The 25,079-nt window shown below is 41.9% G+C and carries 26 protein-coding genes, 6 tRNA genes and 1 pseudogene; 23 read left to right on the top strand and 10 right to left on the bottom strand.

What is annotated here, in order from left to right; genetic code table 11:
* The first annotated feature begins 12 nt into the window (after nt 1-12).
* The 5 genes from QNI29_RS03225 (at nt 13) to QNI29_RS03245 (ending at nt 427) form a co-directional block, all read left to right on the top strand.
* Nucleotides 13-88 (top strand) — tRNA-His (locus QNI29_RS03225).
* Nucleotides 89-96: 8 nt separating this feature from the next.
* A tRNA-Gln gene (locus QNI29_RS03230) sits at nt 97-171 on the top strand.
* Between the two features lie 9 nt (nt 172-180).
* Nucleotides 181-255, top strand: a tRNA-Gly gene (locus tag QNI29_RS03235).
* Nucleotides 256-264: 9 nt separating this feature from the next.
* Nucleotides 265-338 (top strand) — tRNA-Cys (locus QNI29_RS03240).
* A 7-nt stretch (nt 339-345) separates the two neighbouring features.
* Nucleotides 346-427 (top strand) — tRNA-Leu (locus QNI29_RS03245).
* A 601-nt stretch (nt 428-1,028) separates the two neighbouring features.
* Here the strand turns inward: QNI29_RS03245 and QNI29_RS03250 are convergent.
* Genes QNI29_RS03250 through QNI29_RS03265 form a run of 4 tightly spaced genes read right to left on the bottom strand, consistent with a single transcriptional unit; the run spans nt 1,029 to nt 4,509 of the window.
* Nucleotides 1,029-1,922 (bottom strand): metal ABC transporter permease, encoded by an 894-nt coding sequence (locus tag QNI29_RS03250; RefSeq protein ID WP_231418455.1) that lies wholly within the window; start codon nt 1,920-1,922, stop codon nt 1,029-1,031.
* Nucleotides 1,919-2,788: a metal ABC transporter permease gene (locus tag QNI29_RS03255; protein WP_231418456.1), complete on the bottom strand. Its 870-nt coding sequence runs from the start codon at nt 2,786-2,788 to the stop codon at nt 1,919-1,921. The genes QNI29_RS03250 and QNI29_RS03255 overlap by 4 nt, the downstream gene beginning before the upstream one ends.
* Nucleotides 2,789-2,793: 5 nt before the next feature.
* Complete coding sequence (locus QNI29_RS03260) at nt 2,794-3,543, bottom strand: metal ABC transporter ATP-binding protein (RefSeq protein WP_231418457.1); 750 nt, start codon at nt 3,541-3,543, stop codon at nt 2,794-2,796.
* A 48-nt stretch (nt 3,544-3,591) separates the two neighbouring features.
* Nucleotides 3,592-4,509: a metal ABC transporter solute-binding protein, Zn/Mn family gene (locus tag QNI29_RS03265; RefSeq protein WP_231418458.1), complete on the bottom strand. Its 918-nt coding sequence runs from the start codon at nt 4,507-4,509 to the stop codon at nt 3,592-3,594.
* Between the two features lie 354 nt (nt 4,510-4,863).
* Between QNI29_RS03265 and QNI29_RS03270 the strand changes: the two genes are divergently transcribed.
* From QNI29_RS03270 to QNI29_RS03295, 6 genes are all read left to right on the top strand, one after another.
* The gene (locus QNI29_RS03270; RefSeq protein WP_231418459.1) at nt 4,864-6,072 is read left to right on the top strand and encodes an argininosuccinate synthase; all 1,209 of its coding nucleotides are present in this window, start codon (nt 4,864-4,866) and stop codon (nt 6,070-6,072) included.
* Between the two features lie 12 nt (nt 6,073-6,084).
* Nucleotides 6,085-7,470: an argininosuccinate lyase gene (gene argH / locus QNI29_RS03275; RefSeq protein ID WP_231418460.1), complete on the top strand. Its 1,386-nt coding sequence runs from the start codon at nt 6,085-6,087 to the stop codon at nt 7,468-7,470.
* Between the two features lie 203 nt (nt 7,471-7,673).
* Nucleotides 7,674-7,747: transfer RNA gene (locus QNI29_RS03280), tRNA-Gly, on the top strand.
* 148 nt (nt 7,748-7,895) lie between these two features.
* Nucleotides 7,896-9,605, top strand: coding sequence for an ABC-ATPase domain-containing protein (locus QNI29_RS03285; RefSeq protein ID WP_231418461.1), 1,710 nt, complete (start codon nt 7,896-7,898; stop codon nt 9,603-9,605).
* Between the two features lie 38 nt (nt 9,606-9,643).
* Nucleotides 9,644-10,771: a tRNA epoxyqueuosine(34) reductase QueG gene (gene queG / locus QNI29_RS03290; RefSeq protein ID WP_231418462.1), complete on the top strand. Its 1,128-nt coding sequence runs from the start codon at nt 9,644-9,646 to the stop codon at nt 10,769-10,771.
* 80 nt (nt 10,772-10,851) lie between these two features.
* Nucleotides 10,852-11,424, top strand: a complete 573-nt coding sequence (locus tag QNI29_RS03295; protein WP_284526765.1) for a methylated-DNA--[protein]-cysteine S-methyltransferase — start codon at nt 10,852-10,854, stop codon at nt 11,422-11,424.
* A 105-nt stretch (nt 11,425-11,529) separates the two neighbouring features.
* On the opposite strand, the gene QNI29_RS03300 is transcribed toward QNI29_RS03295, so the two are convergent.
* Nucleotides 11,530-12,240: a UTRA domain-containing protein gene (locus QNI29_RS03300; protein ID WP_231418463.1), complete on the bottom strand. Its 711-nt coding sequence runs from the start codon at nt 12,238-12,240 to the stop codon at nt 11,530-11,532.
* A gap of 149 nt (nt 12,241-12,389) precedes the next feature.
* Between QNI29_RS03300 and QNI29_RS03305 the strand changes: the two genes are divergently transcribed.
* The 4 genes from QNI29_RS03305 (at nt 12,390) to trmL (ending at nt 17,004) form a co-directional block, all read left to right on the top strand.
* Complete coding sequence (locus QNI29_RS03305) at nt 12,390-13,742, top strand: 6-phospho-alpha-glucosidase (protein ID WP_231418464.1); 1,353 nt, start codon at nt 12,390-12,392, stop codon at nt 13,740-13,742.
* An 81-nt stretch (nt 13,743-13,823) separates the two neighbouring features.
* Complete coding sequence (locus QNI29_RS03310) at nt 13,824-15,395, top strand: PTS transporter subunit EIIC (protein WP_231418465.1); 1,572 nt, start codon at nt 13,824-13,826, stop codon at nt 15,393-15,395.
* A 208-nt stretch (nt 15,396-15,603) separates the two neighbouring features.
* On the top strand, nt 15,604-16,482 hold the full coding sequence (locus tag QNI29_RS03315; protein WP_231418466.1) for an amidase domain-containing protein: 879 nt from the start codon (nt 15,604-15,606) through the stop codon (nt 16,480-16,482).
* A gap of 48 nt (nt 16,483-16,530) precedes the next feature.
* Nucleotides 16,531-17,004, top strand: coding sequence for a tRNA (uridine(34)/cytosine(34)/5-carboxymethylaminomethyluridine(34)-2'-O)-methyltransferase TrmL (gene trmL, locus QNI29_RS03320; RefSeq protein ID WP_231418467.1), 474 nt, complete (start codon nt 16,531-16,533; stop codon nt 17,002-17,004).
* Between the two features lie 61 nt (nt 17,005-17,065).
* Here trmL and QNI29_RS03325 read toward each other — a convergent pair whose 3' ends face one another.
* Complete coding sequence (locus QNI29_RS03325; RefSeq protein ID WP_231418468.1) at nt 17,066-17,266, bottom strand: hypothetical protein; 201 nt, start codon at nt 17,264-17,266, stop codon at nt 17,066-17,068.
* 266 nt (nt 17,267-17,532) lie between these two features.
* Nucleotides 17,533-17,871: a hypothetical protein gene (locus QNI29_RS03330; RefSeq protein ID WP_231418469.1), complete on the bottom strand. Its 339-nt coding sequence runs from the start codon at nt 17,869-17,871 to the stop codon at nt 17,533-17,535.
* Nucleotides 17,872-18,013: 142 nt separating this feature from the next.
* On the opposite strand from QNI29_RS03330, the gene QNI29_RS03335 reads away from it, so the two are divergent.
* The 3 genes and pseudogenes from QNI29_RS03335 to QNI29_RS03345 all read left to right on the top strand — a co-directional run.
* Entirely contained in the window at nt 18,014-18,343 is a 330-nt protein-coding gene (locus tag QNI29_RS03335; protein ID WP_255688637.1) for a DMT family transporter, read from the top strand.
* Nucleotides 18,344-18,360: 17 nt separating this feature from the next.
* Nucleotides 18,361-18,795 (top strand): MarR family winged helix-turn-helix transcriptional regulator, encoded by a 435-nt coding sequence (locus tag QNI29_RS03340; protein WP_231418471.1) that lies wholly within the window; start codon nt 18,361-18,363, stop codon nt 18,793-18,795.
* A gap of 228 nt (nt 18,796-19,023) precedes the next feature.
* A pseudogene (locus QNI29_RS03345) lies at nt 19,024-19,446 on the top strand (protein prkA); the annotation flags it as partial.
* Nucleotides 19,447-19,486: 40 nt separating this feature from the next.
* Here the strand turns inward: QNI29_RS03345 and QNI29_RS03350 are convergent.
* From QNI29_RS03350 to QNI29_RS03360, 3 genes are all read right to left on the bottom strand, one after another.
* On the bottom strand, nt 19,487-20,941 hold the full coding sequence (locus QNI29_RS03350; RefSeq protein ID WP_231418472.1) for a recombinase family protein: 1,455 nt from the start codon (nt 20,939-20,941) through the stop codon (nt 19,487-19,489).
* Between the two features lie 66 nt (nt 20,942-21,007).
* The gene (locus tag QNI29_RS03355) at nt 21,008-21,514 is read right to left on the bottom strand and encodes an ImmA/IrrE family metallo-endopeptidase (protein WP_231418473.1); all 507 of its coding nucleotides are present in this window, start codon (nt 21,512-21,514) and stop codon (nt 21,008-21,010) included.
* Nucleotides 21,515-21,705: 191 nt separating this feature from the next.
* Entirely contained in the window at nt 21,706-22,134 is a 429-nt protein-coding gene (locus tag QNI29_RS03360) for a helix-turn-helix domain-containing protein (RefSeq protein WP_231418474.1), read from the bottom strand.
* Nucleotides 22,135-22,307: 173 nt separating this feature from the next.
* On the opposite strand from QNI29_RS03360, the gene QNI29_RS03365 reads away from it, so the two are divergent.
* From QNI29_RS03365 to QNI29_RS03385, 5 genes are all read left to right on the top strand, one after another.
* Complete coding sequence (locus QNI29_RS03365; protein ID WP_284526767.1) at nt 22,308-22,547, top strand: helix-turn-helix domain-containing protein; 240 nt, start codon at nt 22,308-22,310, stop codon at nt 22,545-22,547.
* A 72-nt stretch (nt 22,548-22,619) separates the two neighbouring features.
* Complete coding sequence (locus QNI29_RS03370) at nt 22,620-22,772, top strand: hypothetical protein (RefSeq protein WP_231418476.1); 153 nt, start codon at nt 22,620-22,622, stop codon at nt 22,770-22,772.
* A 64-nt stretch (nt 22,773-22,836) separates the two neighbouring features.
* Nucleotides 22,837-23,355, top strand: a complete 519-nt coding sequence (locus QNI29_RS03375) for a helix-turn-helix domain-containing protein (RefSeq protein WP_231418477.1) — start codon at nt 22,837-22,839, stop codon at nt 23,353-23,355.
* 30 nt (nt 23,356-23,385) lie between these two features.
* Complete coding sequence (locus tag QNI29_RS03380; RefSeq protein ID WP_231418478.1) at nt 23,386-23,640, top strand: hypothetical protein; 255 nt, start codon at nt 23,386-23,388, stop codon at nt 23,638-23,640.
* A gap of 556 nt (nt 23,641-24,196) precedes the next feature.
* The gene (locus QNI29_RS03385; RefSeq protein WP_231418479.1) at nt 24,197-25,072 is read left to right on the top strand and encodes a Lin1244/Lin1753 domain-containing protein; all 876 of its coding nucleotides are present in this window, start codon (nt 24,197-24,199) and stop codon (nt 25,070-25,072) included.
* Nucleotides 25,073-25,079 lie beyond the last annotated feature (7 nt).

Genomic DNA, 25,079 nt, shown 5'->3' on the forward strand with positions numbered 1-25,079 from the left:
TTTCATTTTATGGCGGATGTGGCGAAGTGGTTAACGCACCGGATTGTGGCTCCGGCATTCGTGGGTTCGATCCCCATCATTCGCCCCATAAAACATTGGCCCATAGCCAAGCGGTAAGGCAACGGTTTTTGGTACCGTCATGCGCTGGTTCGAATCCAGCTGGGCCAGCCAAGAAGTTTCGCGGAAGTAGTTCAGTGGTAGAACACCACCTTGCCAAGGTGGGGGTCGCGGGTTCGAATCCCGTCTTCCGCTCCATTTTTATTTGGCGGCATAGCCAAGTGGTAAGGCAGAGGACTGCAACTCCTTTACCACCGGTTCGAATCCGGTTGCCGCCTCCATTTATATGCCGGTGTGGCGGAATTGGCAGACGCGCACGACTCAAAATCGTGTTCCTCACGGAGTGTCGGTTCGAACCCGACCACCGGTACTGGAAAGTCTGAAATAGAATATTGAACATATTTTGAATCGCTGAGAAGAGCGATTTTTTTTATGTCTTTTTTTAGTATCTTCTTATGTAGAAATTTGAAGTTGAGAGGGTGTTTCCGCTAGCGATAGATGGGTGTAAGGTGGTTGGGGAAATTATTCGCTTTCCACGGCGAGCTGGGAGGTCTCCTCAATCGGTACGCGCTTTCCTGGGTCTCCCTTATGCTCATTGGGAGTAACGGAAACATGCCATATTCATTAATCCTGTAACAGTCGCCGCCCTATGGTGTTGGACTGTTTGTAGAACAAAAACACTCCTTTCACTGATGAAATGGAGCGGCCTCTTCCAATTCGAATATCTCAAACCTCGAGTATTCCATATGAGGGTCTTTAGTTGAAGAAGAAGGAGCATTTTCCGACAGGGAACTTGCTCTTTTTTTGTAGTCGAAATTGGATGCGTTTTTGCACTTGAAATTGTATGTTTTCGACGGGGAATATGATTTGCATTCTATTCTACAAATAGCACTGATAAACAAAGGTATAACCACAAAAAAAATGAGCATCAAATTGCTATGCAATTCAACGCTCATTTTATCTTGGTATCTTCACGATGCTCTCAGTTGTTTCTTTTGCTGTTGTTTCCGTCTGTACCATTTCGCTAGCATTCCGTGTTTTGGACTTAGGAAGAAAGCGAGAGTAAAGAGCACTCCTGTTGCAGTGGCCATGGCTCCTGATATCGATACATCTACAAAAAGAGCGAAGGTGTATCCTAGTAAGGAGGAGAGTGCGCCGATAAGAGCACTTAAGGCGATCATACCACCGAAGGAATCAGTGAGAAGGTATGAAGTTGCTCCTGGTACGATTAACATAGCTACAACAAGGATAGCTCCCACGCTATCGAATGAGGCCACGGTAGAGAAGGATACCATCGACATTAATACATAATGAATAGCGACCACTGGCACTCCTATTGATATAGCTAACTGAGGATCAAAGGTGCTAATTTTAAATTCCTTATAAAATAGTAAGATGATGGATAGGTTTAAGATAAACACGAAGCCTAATAGCCATACTGCAGTGGGGCCTAAGTTTATCCCGTTCCATGTCCATGTATCCCATGGGACAAATGCAATTTCTCCCATTAAGGCGTGTTCAACGTCTAGGTGTACACTATCTCCTATAAAGGAGATCAAGACGACGCCGAGTGCGAAGAGAGAAGTGAACACGACCCCGATTGCAGCATCGGATTGAACTCCGCTTGAATCGAGGAGTTGCACCATTAAAGCGGTTAGTATGCCTACTATGGCTGCTCCGATTAGCATGGGAACTCCATTTAGAGAATGGGTCACGAGAAATGCTCCTACAATCCCGAGGAGAACGGTATGACTGATGGCGTCTGCAAGCATCGACATTTTTCTAAGAACGAGTAAAGCTCCTGTCATACCACAAGTGATACCTACCAAGACTCCTGTTGTAATAATCCATAAACTATACGTCATGTTTGTCTCACCGCCTTTATTATAACTCCTTTACTGGCGCCAAATAATAAGGATAGGACAAAGATGAAAGAGGCACATAGGACAATGAGGGGACCTGTAGGAAGCCCTTCACCTGCTGTGCTGATTAACGTTCCGGTTACTCCTGATACGGCACCGAATAGACCTGCAATGACGCCCATCTTTCCTAAACGATCTGTCCAGTAACGGGCAGCGAGTGGGGGAGTAATTAGCAGTGCCGCTATCAGTACCACTCCAACCATTTGAATTCCGACAACCACTACACCTACTACTAGGGCCATTAGAACGAAATTAAACACGCTAACCGGTAAGCCGATCCCCCTGGCGTAGTTTGGGTCGAAAATAGAAATCTTAAATTCTTTGAAGAATAGGGAGGAGAGTACAATGATTAAGAGAGATCCCACCGCAATTACTTGAATATCGCTCTTAACCATAGCAGCTGCCTGCCCGAATATGAAATCCTCAAGGCCGCTTTGATTGCCTTTTGCGTGCTTTGTTATATAGGTTAGCAACATAATTCCAAGTCCAAAGAAAACGGATAACACGACGCCAATAGAGGCATCCGTCTTGATCCTTGAATGTTTCACGATGGCTTGAATAAAGTATGTGGCAAGTAATCCTGTTGTAGCAGCCCCTAGTAGAAAGAGGGGAATCGATTTAACGCCAAATAATAGAAAAGCTAAGCAGACGCCAGGAAGTGTCGCATGAGCCATGGCGTCTCCTATCAGACTTTGTTTTTTGAGTAGAACGAAACTACCAATTAAACCACTAGCAAAGCCAAGCAAGGAGGAGCCAGCTAATACCCATTGCGTGTTTGGGTTGGTTAATAGGCTTAAAAATTCACTCATGAATATTATCCTCCTTGGGTAAGAATAGGACCATTTCCTAAAAAGGATATGGCTCCTCCATAAGTTCGTTCCAGGTTATCAAGCGTGAAAACACTCTCTGTTGGTCCATAGTCCACTGGGGTTTTGTTAAGCAGCAGACAATGGTCAAAATAGTCTTTTACAGTCTGCAGGTCATGATGGACGACCAGGACTGTTTTGCCTTGTTCACGCCATTCTTGTAGCAGCTTCATAATGGCTTTCTCCGTTGCGGCGTCTACGCCTGCGAATGGTTCATCCATGAAATAAATTTGAGCATCTTGTGCTAGTGCACGGGCTAAGAAAACACGCTGCTGTTGTCCTCCAGATAGTTGACTAATTTGTCGGTTAGCAAATTCTTTCATACCGACTTTTTCAAGACACTCATAGGCGAATTGTACTTCTTTTTTATTTGGGCGACGGATCCAACCAATATGGCCATAGCGGCCCATGAGAACTACATCTAATGCATTTGTGGGGAAATCCCAATCTACTTCACTTCTCTGTGGAACGTAGCCAATTAAATTACGCTGTTTTTTATATGGTTTCCCGTACACCGTTACATCCCCTGATAGACGAGGAATCAGATGCAGAATCGACTTAATTAAGGTGGATTTTCCTGCCCCGTTTGGTCCGATAATTCCAGTTAACGTTCCTTCTGGAATGGTGAAATTCACATTTTCTAGGACGGGCTGTCGTTCATAGGTTACAGCCAGGTTTTGAATTTCGATAGCTTTCATATAAGCATCTCCTTTCTTGGTAAGGCTGAAGGTACAGAAACAAATTTATTACTTCAATGCACTTACAATCGTCTCGATATTGTGTCTGAACATGCCAATATAGGTTCCTTCTTCAGTATCAGCTGGGCCCATCGCATCGGAATAAAGTTCTCCGCCGATTTTTAGGTTATGACCCTCTGCTTTAGCACCCTCTACTACAGCATTAATTGACCTTTTGTTTACACTACTTTCTACAAAGACTGCTTTAATATTTCTCTCAGAAACGGTATCGATAATACGCTGCACATCTTTTAATCCATATTCTGATTCTGTGCTTAATCCCTGCAGTCCCATCACTTCTAGTCCATATGCTTTACCAAAGTAATGAAACGCGTCATGGGCGGTGACGAGTACGCGGCTCTCTTCTGGAATTTGAGAAATTTGCTCTTTAGCATAAGTATGCGTTTCGTCTAATTTTTGTTTATATTTTTCTGCTTGTTTTTCATAATACGCTTGGTTTTCAGGGTCTAAATCGCTAAGACCTTTGGTCACTTCGTCAACAGCATACTTCCATAAGTTAATATCAAACCAGACGTGAGGATCTGGAATGTCCGGGTTGGCCGGGTCAGCATCAAGCATATCCTCTGGAATGGCTTCTGCTACAGCGTGCGTAGGTTTTTCGGAGCGCATTTTTGCGAATACATCGTTCATTTGGCCTTCTAAGTGATGTCCGTTATAGAAGATCACATCCGCTTTTTGTAAGTTTTCAATATCACTCGTAGTGGCTTTATACGTATGCGGGTCCGTTCCAGGCCCCATTAAGCTCTTAACATTGACATGTTCACCGCCTATGTTTTCAGCAATATCACCGATTTGAGCTATGGTAGTAACAACCTTTACTTTTTCATCTCCTGATGTGTCGTCTGAAGCATTACACCCAACTAAAGCAATCATTGTTAGGAATGCTATGGTTATTAATTTCTTCATGTTTCCTATGTCCTCCCTTTTTGTACATGTTAATAAAAGTTTCCTTTATGCAAAAAAATAATTAAAAAAATGACTTTTCGTTAGCTCTATAAAGATATGAGCGAAGTAGAAAAGTGTGCGTGTTTTTTAAAAAATTAACTCGAGCTATAAAAGTTTCCTTAGTGCAAAATATATAGATAAATCAAAACGTTGTCAACAGTCTGGCATAAACTAAATCTTATGGATGGTTTTTTATACGTTAAAATGAATAAAAAGTCTGTTTTTAAAGTTTTTATTCATAATTATTGAATACTTATACTTTTGGCGTTATAATCATACATAATATAATAACCAAGGGAGAAGGAAAGGGGACTTATGATGAACAAAACATGTGTGTTAGCTTATTCCGGAGGGTTAGATACTTCCGTTTCAATTAAATGGCTTCAAGAGAAGTACGGATACGATGTGATTGCGCTTGGTCTTAGTGTGGGGGAAGGGAAAGACATGGAAGCGGTCCGTCAGAAAGCGTTAGATGTGGGAGCTGTAAAGGCGATTATGATTGATGCAAAAGAAGAGTTAGCGGAAGATTTTCTTTTGCCTGCGTTAAAAGCAAATGCAATGTATGAAGGGAAGTATCCATTGTCATCAGCACTGTCTCGTCCATTGATTGCCAAAAAACTTGTTGAGATTGCTCATCAAGAGGGCGCAGAGGCGGTCGCTCATGGGTGTACAGGGAAAGGAAATGATCAGGTTCGGTTTGAAGTTGCTATTCAGGGATTAGACCCAGATCTTGAAGTGATTGCACCCGTTCGAGAGTGGAAGATGACACGGGATGAAGAAATTGCTTATGCCAAGGAAAAGGGCATAAATATACCGATAACAGATGAGAATCCTTTCTCGATTGATGCGAACATCTGGGGACGGGCTTGTGAAGCGGGGGTGCTTGAAGACCCTTGGACAGAGGCGCCGGAAGCAGCATATGAATGGACGGCTCCTATTCACCTTACGCCTGATGAGCCAGAAACGATTGTCGTTTCATTTGAAAAGGGTAAACCGGTTGGTATAAACGGGAAAGCAATGTCTTTTGTCGACATTATTGAAAAGCTAAATATCCTCGGCGGAGAGCATGGTATTGGGCGTATTGACCACGTAGAGAATCGTCTTGTGGGCATTAAATCACGTGAGGTTTATGAATGTCCTGCAGCCATGATTCTGATTCAAGCTCACAAGGAATTAGAACACCTTACTCATACAAGAGATGTAGCTAAGTTTAAACCACAAGCTGAGCAACAACTAGCAGAGATGATTTATGAAGGATTGTGGTATTCACCTTTGCGTGAAGCGCTTCTAGCTTTCCATGAAGAGACTCAAGTGAACGTAACGGGAGATGTGAAAGTGAAGTGCTTTAAAGGTCAGGCGGTCGTTGTCGGTACGAGAGCGGAAATGAGTTTATACGACGAAGAATTAGCTACTTACTCTAAAGGGGATGCCTTTGACCACGATGCAGCTGTCGGCTTTATTAAATTGTGGGGATTGCCATCTAAAGTATATGCTAAGAAACAGAAAACAAAAGTGAACGTCTGAGGGGGAAATAACATGTCATCAAAAGTATGGGGAGGACGCTTTACCACAAGTCCAAATCAGCTCGTAGAGGAAATGAATGCTTCGATTTGCTTTGATCAGGCATTGCTCGACGAGGACATTGAAGGAAGCCTTGCTCATGTAGCTATGCTTGCTCGGTGTGAAATTATAGAAGAGGGAGAAGCGCAAACCCTTACTGAAGGGTTAAAGACGGTTCATGAGAAGGTGGCATCAGGAGAAGCGACGCTCAGAGCCCAGTATGAGGACATTCATATGAATGTGGAAATGTTGCTTCATGAAGAAATAGGCAAACTCGCTGGTAAACTTCATACTGCGCGAAGTCGGAATGATCAGGTTGCTACAGACATGCACTTATATTTGAAGAAGAAGGTACAGAATATAAGCAGTCTTCTGAACGATGTCCAGACTGTTTTATGCGAGAAAGCGGAATCTCATATTGATACGATTGTACCTGGATATACGCACCTTCAGCGCGCGCAGCCCATTTCATTTGCCCATCATTTACTCGCTTATTTCTGGATGTTTCAGCGGGACGCAGGTCGATTAGAGGATAGTCTGAAACGAATTGACGTATCCCCCCTTGGGGCCGGGGCTATTGCAGGAACGACATTTCCAATTGATCGGGCGTTCACAGCTGATCTATTAGGGTTCAAAGAAGTTTATCCGAACAGTATGGATGCTGTAAGCGACCGGGACTTTATAGTAGAATTTCTGAGCAATGCGTCTATCCTTATGATGCATATTTCCCGTCTGAGCGAAGAGATGATTATCTGGTCAAGCCAAGAGTTTAATTTTGTGGAATTCGATGATGCTTTCTGTACAGGATCTAGTATGATGCCTCAGAAGAAAAATCCGGATATGCCTGAACTTTTAAGAGGGAAGACAGGGCGAGTGTATGGCCATCTGATGGGGCTGTTAACAACGCTAAAAGGGTTACCACTTACGTATAATAAAGATATGCAAGAAGACAAGGAAGGTATGTTTGATACAGTGGAAACCCTGGAGAAGAGTTTGGCTATATTGGCACCAATGCTTGAGACTATGGTTGTTAAGAAAGAGCAGATGTATGAATCGGTAAAACAAGACTATTCCAATGCAACGGATTTGGCTGATTATTTGGTGACAAAGGGGATGGCCTTTAGGCAAGCTCATGAAGTAACAGGGAAAATCGTCCTGTCAGCTATTCAGCAGAAGAAAAACTTACTAGATCTGAGTCTAGAAGAATATCAATCTTTTTCTACTTTTATTGATTCAGATCTCTATGAGGCTTTGCGTCCGGAACAAGTCGTGTCTGCACGAGGGAGTATAGGTGGAACGGCACCCAATCAAGTAAAAAAACAACTAAACCATGCGAAATCTTTACTAAAGAGCAACTATTAGGTTTAATAGTTGCTCTTTTTGTATACACTATAAGAAAGATTCAAAGAATCATAACTAAACAGAAAAATTACGGGTTTTCGACAATTTTTTTAAATTTCTATTGCTGAATTGTTAAGGATTTGTTAATATAATTTTTGTAGCTGATTTCAGCACATAATTAATACTACAAGCTTAGTATAAATAACTTAAGCATTGGTGCCAATGCGGGTGTAGTTTAGTGGTAAAACCTCAGCCTTCCAAGCTGATGTCGTGGGTTCGATTCCCATCACCCGCTCCATAATTTATGTTGCCAACGCAGTGTTTCGTTTAAAGGTGTGGAAACGAAGCATTGCGTTTTTATATTGTCCAAAAAGGTTACATTGGTTATAAGGGGAATTCTGCCCTTTTGTAATAATCATGACCAAACAAGAAAGGGTGCCATTTGGATGAAAGATTTACAGCAGAAACTAAAGCAAATTGATGGGAAGAGTTATAAAGCGTATAAAGACATTCAAGGAAGATATACGTTTCAGACGCATGCGGTAGCTATTGACTACGTGCAGGGTGACCCGTTTGCGGCTCCGTCTAAAATCAGACTAATTGTCCCATCAAATGAATATAAAATTGCAAGCGAGTGGATGGAGACGTCGACTCGATTGACGTATATAGAAGACCTTGTGGCTCGCCACGTCGCACGGGCGATCGCAAAGGATAAAACAGCAATTAGAGGATCCGGTAAGAGTGGGGCAATTTCGATCGATGCTCCCGGACAGGAAATCCTTGAGCGAACAGCGGTTTCCATAACAGAAAAGCAAACAGAGATTTGCTTATCGATTGGACTGCCAGCGAACGGGCGTCGCATAAATGGTAAAGAAGCGGAAAAATTATTCTTACAAGTGCTTCCTTCCGTTCTTAAACAGTCCTTACTGATGATGAAAGATCAGGATTTTGAAGCAGCAGCTCAGTTAGCAGATCAGCATGATGCCATCAGAGCTAAGATGAAAGAAGAGGATTGGATATCATTTGTTGCAGATGAATCCATTCTTCCTCGCGAAAGTGGAATTAGTAACAGACCGATGAAAAAGGCAGTTCCGTTCACAAGTCCTGAGGAGAACCGCGTTTCTTTCACCATTCCGCATCGAAACGAACCGATTACGGGAATGGCGCTGAAAAAAGGAATCGTTCTTATTGTTGGTGGGGGCTACCACGGAAAAAGTACCCTATTGAAAGCTATTGAACGAGGGGTGTATCCTCATATTAAGGGAGATGGCCGTGAATATGTACTGACGGATCCGGATGCTGTGAAAGTTCGGGCTGAAGATGGACGTCAGGTATCTGGTGTTAACATATCACCGTTTATTAATCATTTACCGCATGGAGAAGATACAGTGCGCTTCTCGACAGAAAACGCCAGTGGAAGCACGTCTCAGGCTGCGAATGTAATGGAAGCGATTGAAGCCGAGGCCTCTACTTTGTTGATTGATGAAGATACAAGTGCTACGAACTTTATGATTAGGGATGCAAGAATGCAAGAATTAGTGGCGAAAGATAAAGAACCTATTACTCCATTTATTGATCAGATTAAACGTCTACGGGATGAAGTAAATGTGTCGACCATCCTCGTAATGGGTGGTTCTGGTGACTATTTTGATGCAGCGGATGATGTGATCATGCTTGATCAATATCTCCCTTATAACGTCACGGAGCAAGCGAAAGAAATTGCCCAGAAATACCCGTTCCACCGGGATGAAGAAAAAGCAGACCACTTCAAGACGATGCCAAAGCGTCATTTTCTACCTGGAAGCTTAGATAGCCGGAGAGGAAAGAAATCAAAAGTGCAAGCGAAAGGTCGTACGCTTATTCTCCTAGGACGTTCTGAGATTTCACTCCATTATGTGGAACAGCTGGTAAGCGGATCGCAAACAAGAATGATTGCAGAAATTCTTCATCATCTAGAGCAGAAGAATTGGTTGAAAGACCAGCGGAGTTTCCCGGAATTATTAGATGCAATTGAAGCTCAGCTTGATCAAAAAGGTCTGGCATCGTTTACTGACTTTAAAGACCAGCATCCTGGTGATCTAGCCAGGCCACGTCGCCACGAGATCGCGGCTACTTTAAATCGTTTACGAACAAGTAAAGTCGATCAGTTCTCCTAAAACAATTATCATAACTGGGAAGAAAGGAGGGAATGAAGATGGACCTTCACGAGTTGAAAGAAGATGTTAAAGCCTATGCGAAAGAAATTGGCATAGATAAGATTAGATTTACAACGCCAGATGTCTTTACTGAATTGAAGGAACGCCTTCGTACGCAGCAGAACCTTGGATACCAGTCTGGATTTGAAAAAGGGACTATAGAAGAGCGAACAGAACCGAATCGGATCGTGCCTGAAGCCAAATCGATTATTTCAATTGCGCTTGCCTATCCGTCCAAATTGAAAGATGCACCAAGAAGTACAAGAGAAGATCGACGAGGGTTATTCTGTCGCGCATCTTGGGGACAGGATTATCATGATGTCCTTCGTGACCGTTTAACCAAACTTGGAGAGTATCTAGAAAGCCGCGTAACAGATTTTTATGGACGGTCCATGGTGGATACAGGAGAGCTATCTGACCGTGCTGTTGCGGAGCGAGCGGGTATTGGATTCACCGGTAAGAACACAAACTTAATTACAGAAGAGTATGGTTCCTATGTGTACCTCGGCGAACTGTTGACCAACGTTGCATTCCCTCCTGATGAACCTGTCGATGATTCTTGCGGAGACTGCAATATTTGTGTGGACGCTTGTCCTACAGGGGCCTTGATTGAGGGAGGGCAGTTAAATGCACAGAAATGCATTGCTTTCTTAACTCAAACAAAAGGTTTTCTGCCGGATGAATACCGCAGTGTCATTGGTAACCGTTTATACGGGTGTGACACGTGTCAGACGGTTTGTCCAAAGAACAAGAAGAAACACAATTTAATTCACGCAGAGTTTCAGCCAGATCCTGAGCGAGTGAAGCCGAGTTTGAAGCCGCTGTTGTCCATTTCTAACCGTGAGTTTAAAGAAACCTACGGGCAGATGTCTGGGTCGTGGCGAGGCAAGAAGCCCATTCAACGGAATGCGATCCTTGCCCTTGCCCATTATAAGGATGAAACGGCTATAGAGGAATTGACGCGTTTAATGAACCAGGATCCTCGTCCCGTAATTCGAGGAACAGCGGCTTGGGCTTTAGGAAAAATCGGGAACCCTTCTGCATATACTGCTATAACCGAAGCAAAAGGTAAGGAAACAGATGAGGAAGTGATTGAAGAAATGGATAAAGGTTTAGCCTTGCTCTAGTCTTCGACAATTTCTCCTAAAATTAGTCTATCTATTTATGTAAAAATGGTGGAAAAACACTTTTACAATCCATGAATACCATGTACAATAATAGAAAATCTGTTGTAAAAGAAGGGATAAACATGACGAAAGGTTCCTTCCTTTATTACGATGAAATGGAAAGTCCTATTGGACCTTTAACACTCCTGGCAACGGAAAAAGGTCTTTGCCGAATTGACCATGGTTCGTTGCGAGATGTGGAATCCAAGCAAACCACGTGGGCCAGAAAATACTTCTTACACATTGAATATGTACACGACCCAGCCCAATTTAAGCAGTTAAAGAAGCAATTAGATGAATACTTTTCAAACAAACGAGATCACTTTGAGGTCCAGCTTGATTTGTATGGAACTCCATTTCAGCAAAAAGTATGGAAAGCCTTAGCCGATATTCCTTTCGGCGAAACTCGTTCCTATAAAGATATTGCTTTAGCGATTCAAGCACCAAAGGCAGTGCGCGCCATAGGTGGAGCGGTTAATAAAAACCCTCTTTCGATTATTCTTCCATGTCATCGTGTCATTGGAAGCAATGGAGCACTTGTCGGGTATGCAGGTGGTCTTGAGCGTAAAGAACATTTATTAGATCTAGAACATCAAAAAGCCGTTTCCTCCTAATGGGGGGAAACGGCTTTTTTTATATCGCGTGCCAGACACCCTTTATCGGAGTGAAGGGTGTCTGGCACGCAAAGGGAAGTGAATCAGGTTCTTTGTTTGCTGCTGTTAGGGTCTGGATGCGCGTAGAGTGAACTTGTACTCGTCGCTTTTGAAGTAGATGTCGCTGTATTCAAATACCGTTCCATCGTAGAAAACACTGTGAAGTTGAATTTTCAAGATAGGGGTGGTCGCATCAAGGCGTAAAGAAGTGGCAACTTCCTGATCTGGCAGAATCGGGATGACCTCTTGGAAGCTTTCTTTTATTTTCATCCCTCGAATCTGCTCAATATAGTCGTATTTAGACCCGCTCATAATTTGATAGGAAAGGTCAGGGAACATGTTGACTGGAAGGTAGGTGTCTTCTAATACATAAGGTGTATCATCTACCAGACGCTGTCGCCTGATATAAAAGACCTTTTCCCCTTCTGATAATTGTAGAACCTCCCTTACCTTCTCGCTAGGTTCGATCATTTGAAAGTTTAAAACGTGATTAATAGGTTCTTTATTTAAACGTCTCATTTCTTCCGTAAAGCTTTGTAATTCAAAAATATTATGTTCAATTTTCTTCTCATTTACATAAGTGCCGCTGCCTTGCACGCGTTTTAATAAATCTTCTTCCACCAGACATTTAATCGCCTGCCTGATGGTAACGCGTGAAGCAGAAAATTGTTCAGAAAGGTGCTTCTCCGTAGGAATCGCTTCGCCTTCCCTCCAGTTTCCTGATTCTATTTCTTCTCTGATTTTGTGTGCAATTTGTCTATATAAAGGGGCTGCCATCGTGATTCCTCCAGTTCTTCTATAAAACCATTATAACGGAAAAAGATAAAAATTTCGACAAAAGATGTTGACGCTTTCAAAAATGTGTATTATATTCATATTAAGTTATTTTTAATACAAATATAATACCTTTCTTGGAGGTTATAACGATGAAAAAACAAAATCTAGTCGTCGTAGGTGGCGGAAGCACGTATACAATCGGAATGATTATGAGTTTAATCGCTGAAAAAGAACAGTTTCCTTTGAAAACGATTACGTTTTACGATACAGATGGAGCAAGGCAAGAACAGATTGCAAAAGCGACTGAAATTATATTACGCGAAAAATATCCAGAACTAGAGTCGTTCTCCTATACAACGGATAAAGAAGAAGCCTTAAAGGGCGCTGACTTTGTCTTTGTTCAAATTCGTACTGGTGGACTGCAAATGAGAGAGAAAGATGAACAGATTCCTCTTCGGTACAATGCCGTTGGACAAGAAACATGCGGGCCAGGGGGCATGGCTTATGGATTGCGTTCCATTGGGGATATGATTGATCTCGTGAAAGATATCCGTCACTATGCTCCGGATGCTTGGATTCTGAACTATACAAACCCTGCTGCCATTGTCGCAGAAGCCCTTAAACGAGAATTTCCAAACGATAAGAAGTTATTAAATATTTGTGATATGCCGGCAGCCATTATGGTGAGTTACGCTGGGATTCTAGGAAAAGATGTATTTGATCTTGTGCCAGAATACTTCGGGTTAAACCACTTTGGCTGGTTTACAGGAATCTATGATAAAGACGGTAATGATCATACTCAAACCATCAAGCGTGCGATTACTGAAGATGGATTTATCCCAGAAGACGCTGAGATTGCCAATGACCCTTCTTGGATTAAGACATTTAAACAGGTAGAGCGTATGGTTAACGATTTCCCTGATTATCTTCCAAATACGTATCTTCAGTACTACTTATACCCAACTGAAATGGTAGAGAAAGAAGATCCGGAGAATACGAGAGCTCGTCAGGTTATTAACGGACGCCAAGAACGCGTACACGCTTTAGCGGATCAGATTGTGGCAGATGGAACGACTGCGAATGTGGAATTAGAAGTTGATATCCACGGTCGATACATGATCCGTGTAGCGGCTTCAATGGCATATAATAACGGAGATATTTTCATCGTCATGGTTGAGAACAACGGAACCATTGCGAATCTTCCGGATGACGCTATGGTAGAGGTGCCGGCTATGATGACGAACCGTGGCCCGAAACCGTTTGCTGTTGGACACATCCCGACGTTCTACAAAGGTCTAATCGAAGGTCAGCTTGCTTATGAACAGCTCGTTGTGGATGCGTACTTTGAGAATAGTTATGAAAAAGCGTTACAGGCGCTGACATTAAACCGGACAGTAGTAGATGCACCGGTAGCAAGACAGATTTTAGATGATCTGATTGATGCGAATAAAGCGTATTGGCCAGAACTTCATAAACGTAAGCAAGAAGCGGTCGTGCAGTAAGGAACGGACCCGGACCACACCCCGGGTCTTCTCTTATTCCAACAAGGAAAGCGTTTTCGTTAAAAAAGGGGGATCGGAATCGTGAAAAAATATTTTGGATCGTTACAGAAATTCGGGAAATCATTGATGGTTCCTGTTGCGCTTCTACCGGCAGCAGGTATCTTGTTAGGGTTTGGGGCGGCACTTACAGGTCCTTTAGCAGATACGGTGACGTTTTTACAAAATGATGTTGTGCAATTCATCGGCGAAGGGATGTCTGATATTGGGATTAGTATCTTTAATAATCTGGCTGTGATCTTTGCCATTGGAGTCGCGATAGGGCTGACGGGAGGGTCAGGCATTGCGGCACTAGCAGCGCTTCTTGGTTATGTAATTATGAATAAAACCATTTCCTTCGCCCTTGGTATTACAGCTGAACAGGTCGCTGAAAACGGGGAGTATGGAATGGCGCTTGGGATCCCGACGCTCGAGACAGGGGTGCTCGGGGGAATTGTTGTAGGCCTTCTAGCCGTTTGGGTATACAACAAGTTCCACGAATTTGATCCACCTGAAGTACTCGGATTCTTTGCAGGGGATCGATCGGTTGGGATTGCTATGGTATTTACATCAATCTTCTTGGCAATGGCAATGATGGTTGTATGGCCACCCATTCAAGGTGGTATTAATGCCGTTGCCAATGTGATCGCTAACGGAGCAACGAATCCTTTGTATATTGGTTTATACGGATTTCTTGAACGTGCTTTAATTCCTACTGGTCTTCACCATATTTGGTATGCGCCGTTTTTATGGACATCCCTTGGTGGAACGACAGAGGTTGCCGGACAAATGGTTTCTGGTGACCAATATATCTTCTTAGCTCAAATTGCTGAAGGTGTAGAGGTTACAGCTGGTCGCTTTATGGCCGGTAAGTTTCCAGTTATTATGTTCGGATTATTAGGTGCGGCACTTGCGATGTATCGTCAGGCAGACAAAGACAATCGTCCGGTTGTGAAAGGGATGCTGATTGCGGCTGCCGGTACAGCGTTCTTAACAGGAATTACGGAGCCTATTGAATTTACCTTCTTATTCGTAGCTCCACTTCTATTTTTATTCCATGCTTTTCTAGCAGGTGTATCATACGCTGTTACGTACATGCTCGACGTTCACTTAGGATGGGCCGGGGGCTCTGGATTCATTGATTATGTTCTTGTGAACGCGATACCAGGGACAGAAAATTGGTGGATGAACATGGTTCTTGGTGCTGTATTCTTCGTGATTTACTTCTTCTCATTCTCTTTCGCCATTAAGAAATGGAACCTTGCCACACCAGGGCGTGGTGGACAAGAGAATAAGCTTTATACTAGGGCAGATTATAATGAGAAGAAAGGCGATGACAAAGGCGGTAAGAAAGAAAAAGGAAGCGCCAATAAAGAAACCGCTTTAGCTATCATGCAAGCTCTTGGAGGTCAGGAGAATTTAAAACACATCGATGCGTGCTTTACTCGCCTGCGTGTGGAAGTCAGTGATCGTGAGAAAATTGACGAAGATCATTTGAAAGCTTTAGGAGCAGCCGGGGTTGTAAAGGTAGACCACAACATTCAAGCTATATTTGGCGGACGTTCAGATTTATACAAAAACGAAATTAACCGAATCATAAAACAAGAAACAGCCTAAATAAAAAAAGCAGGGACCTTTACTTAACGTAAAACGTCTCTGCTTTTTTGCGTTAAAGCACGAATACGTGTCTGACACGCGTTCGTGCTTTAACGCATGGCAGGGTGTCTGGCACGCGTCAGTATGGTAATGCGGTGAAGGGGGCGTCTGTGTGGTTTAGGGATGATTTGGGGTGGTGTTTCATAAAGTGGTAGAAAGGAGGGGAGCCATGGGGATTCAGGAGAGATTAAAGGATTACTGGGAGCGGTGTTTGAAAGGTGAAGGGCTGGAGAGGCGGACGCCTTCGTGGGTTTTACTGAAGATGCAATGTCATGAGAAGCGGGGAGCCAGAGTTGTACGTGTTACAGCGGAGGGGGCGCCTTATCGGTCATTAAGGCTGAATAATGGTGAACAACAGATCGATTACGCGCTCTATGTAACTTTTTTTATTCAACAAGGGGATCACTATTATATAGAAGAAGAGCAGCGGGATCATCGTGCTATATTTAAAGGGAATGAACTTCTTAAAGATGAAGCCTTACCTGTTCCAAAGGAGGAAGCCCCGCCCCGTGAAGCTCTTACTTTAATTAATGAAGAAGGCACGCTGTGGCGAGAAGATACGAGAAGCACATACGACCGGCAAAAAGCGGTTCAGTATGCAAACCTTTGGTGGAATACGCATAATCCTGCTTATCGACACTTCACAGATGATTGCACGAATTTTATCTCACAATGTCTGAAAGCCGGAGGAGCCCCAATGTGGGGATCGCCGCACAGGGGAAAGGGATGGTGGTACAACTATAAAGTATGGAGCTATAGCTGGACAGTAGCGAATGCGATGCGGTGGTACTTGAGCGGGGCTAAACAAGGAGTAAAGGGGAGAGAGGTAGAAAGAGCGAGTGACCTGATCTTAGGAGATATTATTTGCTATGATTTTGAAGGAGACGGAAGGTGGAATCATACCACGATTGTTGTAGGGAAAGATGCCTTTGGGGAGCCTCTTGTGAACGCTCATACGTCTAATAGTTATCACCGGTATTGGGATTATGAAGATTCAACGGCTTATACTCCTAATATTCAGTATAAGTTTTTCAGGATAGGAGAGTAGAAAATATGATATAATACGGTAGTTATTACATGTTAGAGGTGACTGAAAATGGCTCTTCATATCGTATTATATCAACCAGAAATCCCAGCCAATACGGGTAATATCGCAAGAACATGCCTGGCTACGGATACGGTATTGCACTTAGTTCGTCCGCTTGGTTTCTCAACAGATGATAAAATGCTTCGTCGGTCTGGCCTTGATTATTGGCACGATGTCGATGTTCGTTATCATGATTCGATTGAGGAATTGTATGAAGCGCATCCGGACGGCAGTTTCTATTATATAGAGAACTTTGGTACAAAGTATTGGACGGATTATGATTACAGTAACCCTGAAGAAGAATTGTTCTTTGTCTTCGGACGGGAAACAGATGGGATTCCGAAATCTTTGCTTGAAGGGAAAGAAGACCGCTGTTTACGTATTCATATGTCGGATAAAGTTCGGTCTTTAAACTTATCCAATACGGCTGCCATTCTTGTGTACGAAGTGTTACGCCAGCAAGGATTTCCTGGTTTAAACTAAAAAAAGAAGCCGATCGCCCCGTAACGAGGCGATCGGCTTTTTTATGGATGCAAAGAAATGTCTAGCTCTTAAACGTGTAACGCTCCTGCCATGTGTTGTGCTTGCGGTGCTTTAGATAATCTGATCCCACCCAGGTGATATACACGAATGGTAATAATAGATTTAAAAGGCCACCTTCACCTGTAATTAAGTAATGGACGAAGTAGTAGATCAGCGCTGCTGTAAAGAGAAGTTTGATATAGAATACATGAATATTTTTCACCGTACAACGCCTCCTTCATTGTAAAAAAACCAGCATCTCTAGAGATGCTGGTTTTATGTAGTGGCTTATTTTGTATCGTAACCTGCTGAGAAGATCGAAATAACAAAAGTCACAATAACCCCAAGAACTAGCATTAATTTCATGTCTTATGCCCCCTTAGTCTAGAACGTCATAATGTTCGCTAATGTTTATTATACCCAATTTGGACAAAAGTGTGAACATAGAATAGGTTTTTTCTAGGGAGAAATGTGAACGTTTTATTTTCCTTAATCCGTATTGATTCTTTGGGCTGTGACTTTCATATCGTGTTTACTGTTCTTAGATTGTAGCGTTAACGTCTCCGTTGTTACAGAATAGGCCCACATTAATTTCCCACTATCTGCTGCAATTCTCATATACTGATCTTCGATGAGTTCATATTCCGAAGTCCAGCCGTTAAGGGTGACAACTCCATCTTCTTTTAAAACAAGGCGATCTCCGGAGTGGAAGGAGCCACCTTCTTCTAAGATGACCCATGTTCCTTTTAACGAAGGCGGCTTTTCTTGGCAACCTGCTAACACCATCATAAAAACAATCACGAGCCCTATACCTAATCGGTTGTTCATCCGGCCTCAGCTCCTTAATGATCTATATGCACCTGAAGTTGAAGGCATGTTCTAAATAAGTAAATTGACAACGGTATAGAGAACCGTGTATAATTTAATTTAGTTAAGTTAACTAAATTAAATGGTAAAGGGGTGGGTGTACATGGGTTACATTTATCTACTAGCTGCCATAGTGACCGAAGTGTTCGGGAGTTCCATGTTGAAATGGTCCACAGTTGAGGGCATTTCAAAACTATGGGGAACGATTGGAGTAATATCAGGGTTTATGATGGCTCTATTCTTCCTGCAGCTCACTCTTCAGTACCTCCCATTAAATACAGCTTATGCCGTATGGGCTGGTGGGGGAACCGCGCTCACAGTAGCTATTGGCGCTCTGCTTTTCAAAGAACAAATCAATGGTATGATGATTGCAGGGATACTTTTGATTATAGGTGGGGTCTTCATCCTGAATATGGCTAAGGCTGCCCACTAATAGATAGAGGGGTCTTTATGAAAGATAACGAGAAAGCTGCTTATTTGCAGCATTTATTTGAGGAATTTTGGAAGAACTTAGCGGAAGAGGAAGACCGTTTTAAGAAATACGGTTTATCTTCTACCGTAGAAGTTCTTCTGACCACGGTCATTCGATTGGAACATCCAACGAGTACAGAAGTTGCTGAAAAACTAGATATATCGAAAAGCGCCGTAAGCCAAATGGTCTCTAAACTTGAGGAGGATTCTTTCTTAAAGAAATATGCAGACAAGAGCGATAAACGCGTCCACCGCATTACCCTTGGAGAGAAAGGGAAAGCCTATGCGAAGGATCTTGAGCGGTATGACGACTATTTCTTCCGTCTCCTATCTGAGAGTTTAAATGAAGAAGAATTAAGCCAAACGGTGAATTCTTTCGAGAAGATCTTACAAGCTATGAACGTCAAAAACTGATTCCTGAATGGAATCAGTTTTTTTATATCCAATTGTTCCGCTCTTCTGCCGCCACTATGATAGGGCGCAGTGGAAAGGAAGGTGTTCCTAATACAGCCTTAGCATTTATCAAACTCACAGCGTCCTGCATTATGGGCGAATCTTTTCTTTCGACTCATTTTTCCGAAACCTCGTACATAGACTGTATTATTCAGTGCTTGCCTAACTTCAACAGGGGAGGTCTTTTGAGTGGATTTCTTAAAAAAGGTGCAAAGTTACAGGGAAGAAGAGGAGAACTTGAAGTGGGAAGGGACATTTGGTGAGTATTTAGACATGCTTCGTGAACGTCCGTACCTGGCTCAGTCAGCTCACTCCCGTGTTTATAATATGATTAAACATGCGGGGATCGAAGAGCAAAATGGAAGGGTTCATTATAAGTTTTTTGACGATCAGATCTTTGGATTAGAAGAAGCAATGGAGAAACTGGTGGAGGAATATTTCCACCCGGCAGCCAAGCGACTGGATGTTAAGAAACGGATTTTGTTATTGATGGGACCAGTCAGCGGTGGTAAATCGACACTTGTTACGTTGTTAAAACGTGGTTTAGAGCGATTCTCTCATACAGATGAAGGGGCAGTTTACGCCATTAAAGGTTGTCCGATGCATGAGGATGCATGCATTTCCTTAAACACCCATTAAAATAGAAAACGGATTACCTGAATTGGTAATCCGTAATCTCAAGCACAGCTGGCTCAGCATTCTTGCCGGTTCGTGCTTTTTTTATGATATCTATGGTGACGGACTCGAAAATGGTTTGGATGGCAATTTTCTTGTCTTCAAATGACATTTGAGGGTAGGTTTCCTTGATATTCTGTAGAACAAGCATTACATCTTCTTCGCTTGCTACTTCCGATACTTCTTCCTTTAGCATTTTCATTAGATCCTCCTCAGTGGATCGAGCATTCTCTAGTATATCTTTATAACGTTTCTTATCAATATCGCCCTCTAGATACATTTCTTCAGCGCGCTCACGTTTCAACTTAACCTTCTCAAGTTCATTCTCAATATGTTCTTTATCCACTTCTGGATCAGCATTAGAAGTCTCTTTCGATGGTTGGAAGTTATCAATGGATACTGTTAGTGCATTGAAGAAGGTTTCTTCTAGCGTGTTTTCAGCAATAACAGGTTGATCACAAATACCAAACTTAAACCGTCCCTGGCATTTGTAGAATCTATGGACCGTGTTGTTTTTTCTTTTCTTACTACTACCCGTTAAGCTTTTACCGCATTTTCCACACTTTCCGATACCTGAGAATGGATAGGGGGTGTTTGCTTTAAAGGCCATTTTACTTCTGTTCTTCATAATTAAAGCTACCTCTTTAAAATCTTCCTCTTCAATAAGAGGTTCAAAGTCCTCTTGCTGGATAGGGGTAATAATATCTTCTCCAGTCAATTTCCCTTTAGCTAGACTTCGATGATTCCAACGAACTTGTCCAATGTAAATAGGATTGCGAAGCAAATAACGAACAGAGAAGTCACTCCAAATCTCTCCCTTTTTCGTCTTGACTCCACGCTTGTTAAGTTGCTTAGCAATGTATTGAGAACCATGTGTGAGTGCTTTCTTAAAGATATATTTAACCCATTGAGCTTCATCATGATTTATTACAAGTTTACCTTCTATAATGTCATAACCATAGGGGGCAGGAGCTCCATTTCGATAGCCATTTTCACTACGGCTCATCATGTTTTCGAAAACACGTTCAGCTGTCTGCTCACGTTCCCATTGAGCCATAGCTGCAACCAGTGTAATAAATAAACGACCAGCAGCAGTAGTGGTGTCATAAACCTCCGTCGCTGACTTAAACTTTACATCATGTTTCTCCATAAGTTTTAACAGCTTATGAAGGTCAGACACTGATCGGATGAATCTGTCCAAACGATAAACAAGCAGAACATCAAATTTCTCAGACTCGATGTCCTCAATCAACTGTTGCATTCCTGGACGTTTAAGGTCTTTAGCCGAGAAACCATCATCTACGTAGTCCTCAACACACGTCCACCCTTGAGAGGTGATGTAAGCATTAAGGCGCTCGTTCTGAGTTTCCAAACTGACACCTTTTTCAACTTGCATAATTGTTGAAACACGTCTGTATTTAGCTGCTCTCATGTTCATCACCTCCGTTAAATAATGTTACCTATATTATATAGAGCGTGAGCCTGTTAGTTCAACGACTTATCCCAGGGAACAAAAACCATTTCTCACAATTTCCTCCCATACCATCTTACCCAGGTATTGTTTTTCTAAATGTTGAAGTCTTTGGTTGGCAAAAGTATGTGTGACACCAAATGTTTCAGCTATAAGTTCAACGGCTTCACAACGACGCTCTGGAAGATCTAATTTAAGTAACATGAAAGTAGGTACACAAAAGTGAAGAGCAAAATTCCTAGCTTGCCATTCTTGTTTCAGACGGTATGTGTTAGCCATAAAAAGCTGATTTCCCGCATGCCAAAGAACATGGCAGATTTCATGACCGAAGCTTTCCCATTGTTCTTCAGGTGTATCATGAATTTGCAAATGAATGGAGTTTCCAGATCGAAAGGGTCCATGCTCTCCAATATTCAGATCTACTTTTAAAGAGGATGATATATAACCTAGCTCCATATCAAACGGGCAATGGATCCCCATAGCTGTGTATAGTTCTTTGATTTGATCTTCTAACCTTGTGTATTCGTACTTCAATAAAGAATCCTCCCACTTGTAACAAAACTATTTATGAACTGGAAAAGCCTTGTTATTTTATCAGGCTTTAGATAATTCTACTAAATAATTGAATTGCTATCCACTTCCAATTAGGAGAAAAAATAGAACAAATGTTCTTTTTTGGGTGAAAAATAAGACCAATAGGATTATAAGTTTATTTATAACCCTTATTAGTCATCTTTTCTTTTCTTAGCTTTTTCTCGAACCCATTCGAAGTGATTTTTAATTTCTTCTATATCTTCACGCGTGAGGTCTTTCCATGAGTTAAGATCATAAAAGCTAAGATCCATATCTTGCATGTTATTATCTATAAGGTATTGTTTGAGTTCCTCAAGGGGATCAAAGGCATCTTTCACCTCACTAGATTCTGCGTAGGATCTCCCCAGGATAAAGTCAGTACTAACATTATAGAAGTTAGCTATCTTATTTAGTGTTTCATAATCTGGATTTCTTTTTCCTAACTCGTAATGAGCGTAAGTTCCTCGACTAATATTCAGTTTTTCAGCAAGCTCTCCTTGCGTAAGTTTTTCCCTCTGTCTCAAATATTTAAGCTTTTGACCAATCATCAAAGCACTTCCTTTAGTTAATATATTGATCATGTTTTGTTAAAAATGTATTTTTATATATTTTATAAACTATTTATATTATAAAGTAGCAATTTGCTACATGAAATAAATGTAGCAAAAAAGTACATGTTTGTGTTGACAGTTGCGTATTACTACATTATACTTTGGTTATACAGTCGCAAATCGCTGCAAAAGGTGGTGAGTAAATGAACCAACGAATGTGGCTAAGTAAAATAAGAAAAAAGAAAGAATTAACGCAATTAGAGGTAGCAAAACAATCCAATATTGGGAGAGCATATTATACTCAAATTGAGAATGGAATCAGAAACCCTAGCGTTTCTGTAGCAAAAAAAATTGCCTCAACTCTAGACTTTGAATGGTCGATTTTTTTGAAGAACAATGTAGCGATTTGGAACAAAAAGGGCCGGGACAAGCCATTTAACTAACTCGAACAGAAGTAACTTTTTATGGATAGTCTGAGGGGGCTTGCTCATAAACATGTGTAAAGGAGTGATTTCATGAAAATCGTTTTAAACGAAGAGCAAACGCAAAAGTTTTTCCAAGCGCTTTACCCTTCAGCTGTTCGGATAGCGGCCGAAAAGCGCAAACGAGAACGTGAGCAAGAAGAACAGGAATCCACTTCAAATACCTCTGAGAAATCAGCATCATGAATCTGTTTAATGCCATTATATCGAATCACAAGATTTGTGAGGGTAAAAAAAGGAGGTAATTCTGGTGCCAATTGGTAAAGCACTTCAGAATGCTAGGAAACAATGTGGGGATAGTCAAACGAATTTGAGTATGGAAGCGAATTGTTCAAGAGAGACGATTTCTGCTTACGAGAACGGAAGAGCAAAAGTTCCATCTGATATCTTCCAACATGCTTTAGAGAAGTATCAAGATTTAGATATGGTGATGGAAGCTGCCGCCGATTACTTCGGTCCTTATTTCTTTCCTCAATTAAATGGAGATAACGTCGATCATCATCCTTCTTCTGTATTAATGAAGTCAGAGGAAGAATTAGAAGAAGCGTTAGTTGCAGTGAAGAAAGCAAAGAAAATCATGCTCAAGCCAGGTTCATCCATATCAGACGTAGAACGCCGGGAGCTTGAAGAAATCGCTCAGGAGTATATTGAATCTATGACTTGCGGTTGGGTGTTCTTACGAGCTCTGGAACCATACGGATTACATTATACCAAACTGTTAGAAAATCATAACCGAGAGATGATCGCAAAAGGTTATGTGGTGAGGTAGCTCAATAAAATTCAGAAAAGGAGCATTGTTATGACAGAGGAAGAAAATCACAAAATCATTTCTGCTATCGCAAATCAAATCGAAGCTTCAGATGAAATTGCCCGAGATGTGAGGGATTCAATTCTCTTTGGAAGTCTTGATTGGATTGTAGAGAGAGCGTTAAATACAGGAGAAAAAATTGACCCAAAGACGATTATAGATGCTATGGAGCATGCGGTTGAATTTGGGTTAAAGGAGAAAGCGAGGAAAGAATCTTGCAATACGTCCAATACGCAAGCCGGTTGATGAAGGCGGGAGAGGCTAATGCATTAATTAAACAAGCTTTAGCCAATCGAAACCTAGTTGATCAAGCCGACCACTTTGTTAAATCACTAAATAAAACACAAAAAAAGGCAGCCAGCAAAGCCTGCTGACTACCAACAACGTCTAGATTCATAATATCACTAAATGTATTAAAGGGCAAGTAGTCTTGCCCTCATGAATAGGGGCCCTTCCTTTCCTCCCAGATACGGAAGGTTGAAATGCCGAATTGCTCCTGTTCATGAGGGTGTGACTAAGCACCTTCGAGCATAAGAAAAGACCGCACTGGTATGCGGTCCCTCGAAAAAACTTTTATTAATCATATTATACCACAAAAGGGGTGAGATTACTTCTGGACAAGCGTGAATTCCCTATTCCGCACTGTTATTTGTGGATGACCAAAGATGCCCCTAACAGACGCGATCTGTTCGTTAGCTACGTTATAGGTTACTTGAGAAGCGTAGAACCTGAATGGCGGCTAGCTGAGATCAAGGGCATGAAAGCTGTTTGTGTAAAAAGAATAAAGGAGGGTGGAGATTAAATGGCTAGACCATACAAAGAAGGTATTGACTACTTCCCACTCGATGTAGATATGGACCAGGACGACAAGGTAGCCATTATCGAAGCTAAACATGGGATAGAAGGTTTTGCGGTTTTAATGAAGCTCTTAATGAAAGTGTACAAGGAAGGTTACTACTACGAATGGAATGAACGCGAGCAATTACTATTCTCTAGAAGAGTTAATGTCAACATTAACTCAGTAAAAGAGATTGTCGCTGATTGCATCGAGGAAAATTTGTTCAATAAAGACGTGTACGCACAATATGCAGTCCTTACCAGTAAAGGGGTTCAGAGCCGATACTTAGAGGCTGTAAAACGTAGAAAAGAGGTTCGTTTTAAAGAGGAATACTTCCTTTTACAGGACTTTGAACATATTATTGGCAACTCTAAGACAGCAATAATACTAACTAAACCCAACGGAAAGGAAGTTAATGTTAACAATAACTCAAAAAATGATAACAGTAATCCACAAAGTAAAGTAAAGGAAAGTAGAGTAAAGGAAAGTAAAGAAGAGGAGAGTAAAGCAGAAGAAGAAGAAGAAGATAACGGCCGAAACTCTCAGAATCCGTTCACATTCTTCGAGAATTGCTTCGGTCCTCTGAACCATGTAACGACTGAAAAGATAGATCAATGGATTGACGATCTTGGAGAAGAGCTAGTTATAAAGGCAATGGATAAGGCTGCATTAGCAAACAAAACCTTCCCATATGCCAACTCTATTTTAAATAGCTGGTACCACGGCAATGTGAGGACATTGGCAGATGTTGAAGCTGAGGAGAAGCAATTTGCTAGAAAGAGAGAAGGTCCATCCTCCAATGTAACGCCTATGCCGAGTCGTTACCAAAATGCATTCTAGGAGGGTG

This window comes from Pontibacillus chungwhensis (assembly GCF_030166655.1).
In the GTDB taxonomy this organism is placed as follows: domain Bacteria; phylum Bacillota; class Bacilli; order Bacillales; family BH030062; genus Pontibacillus.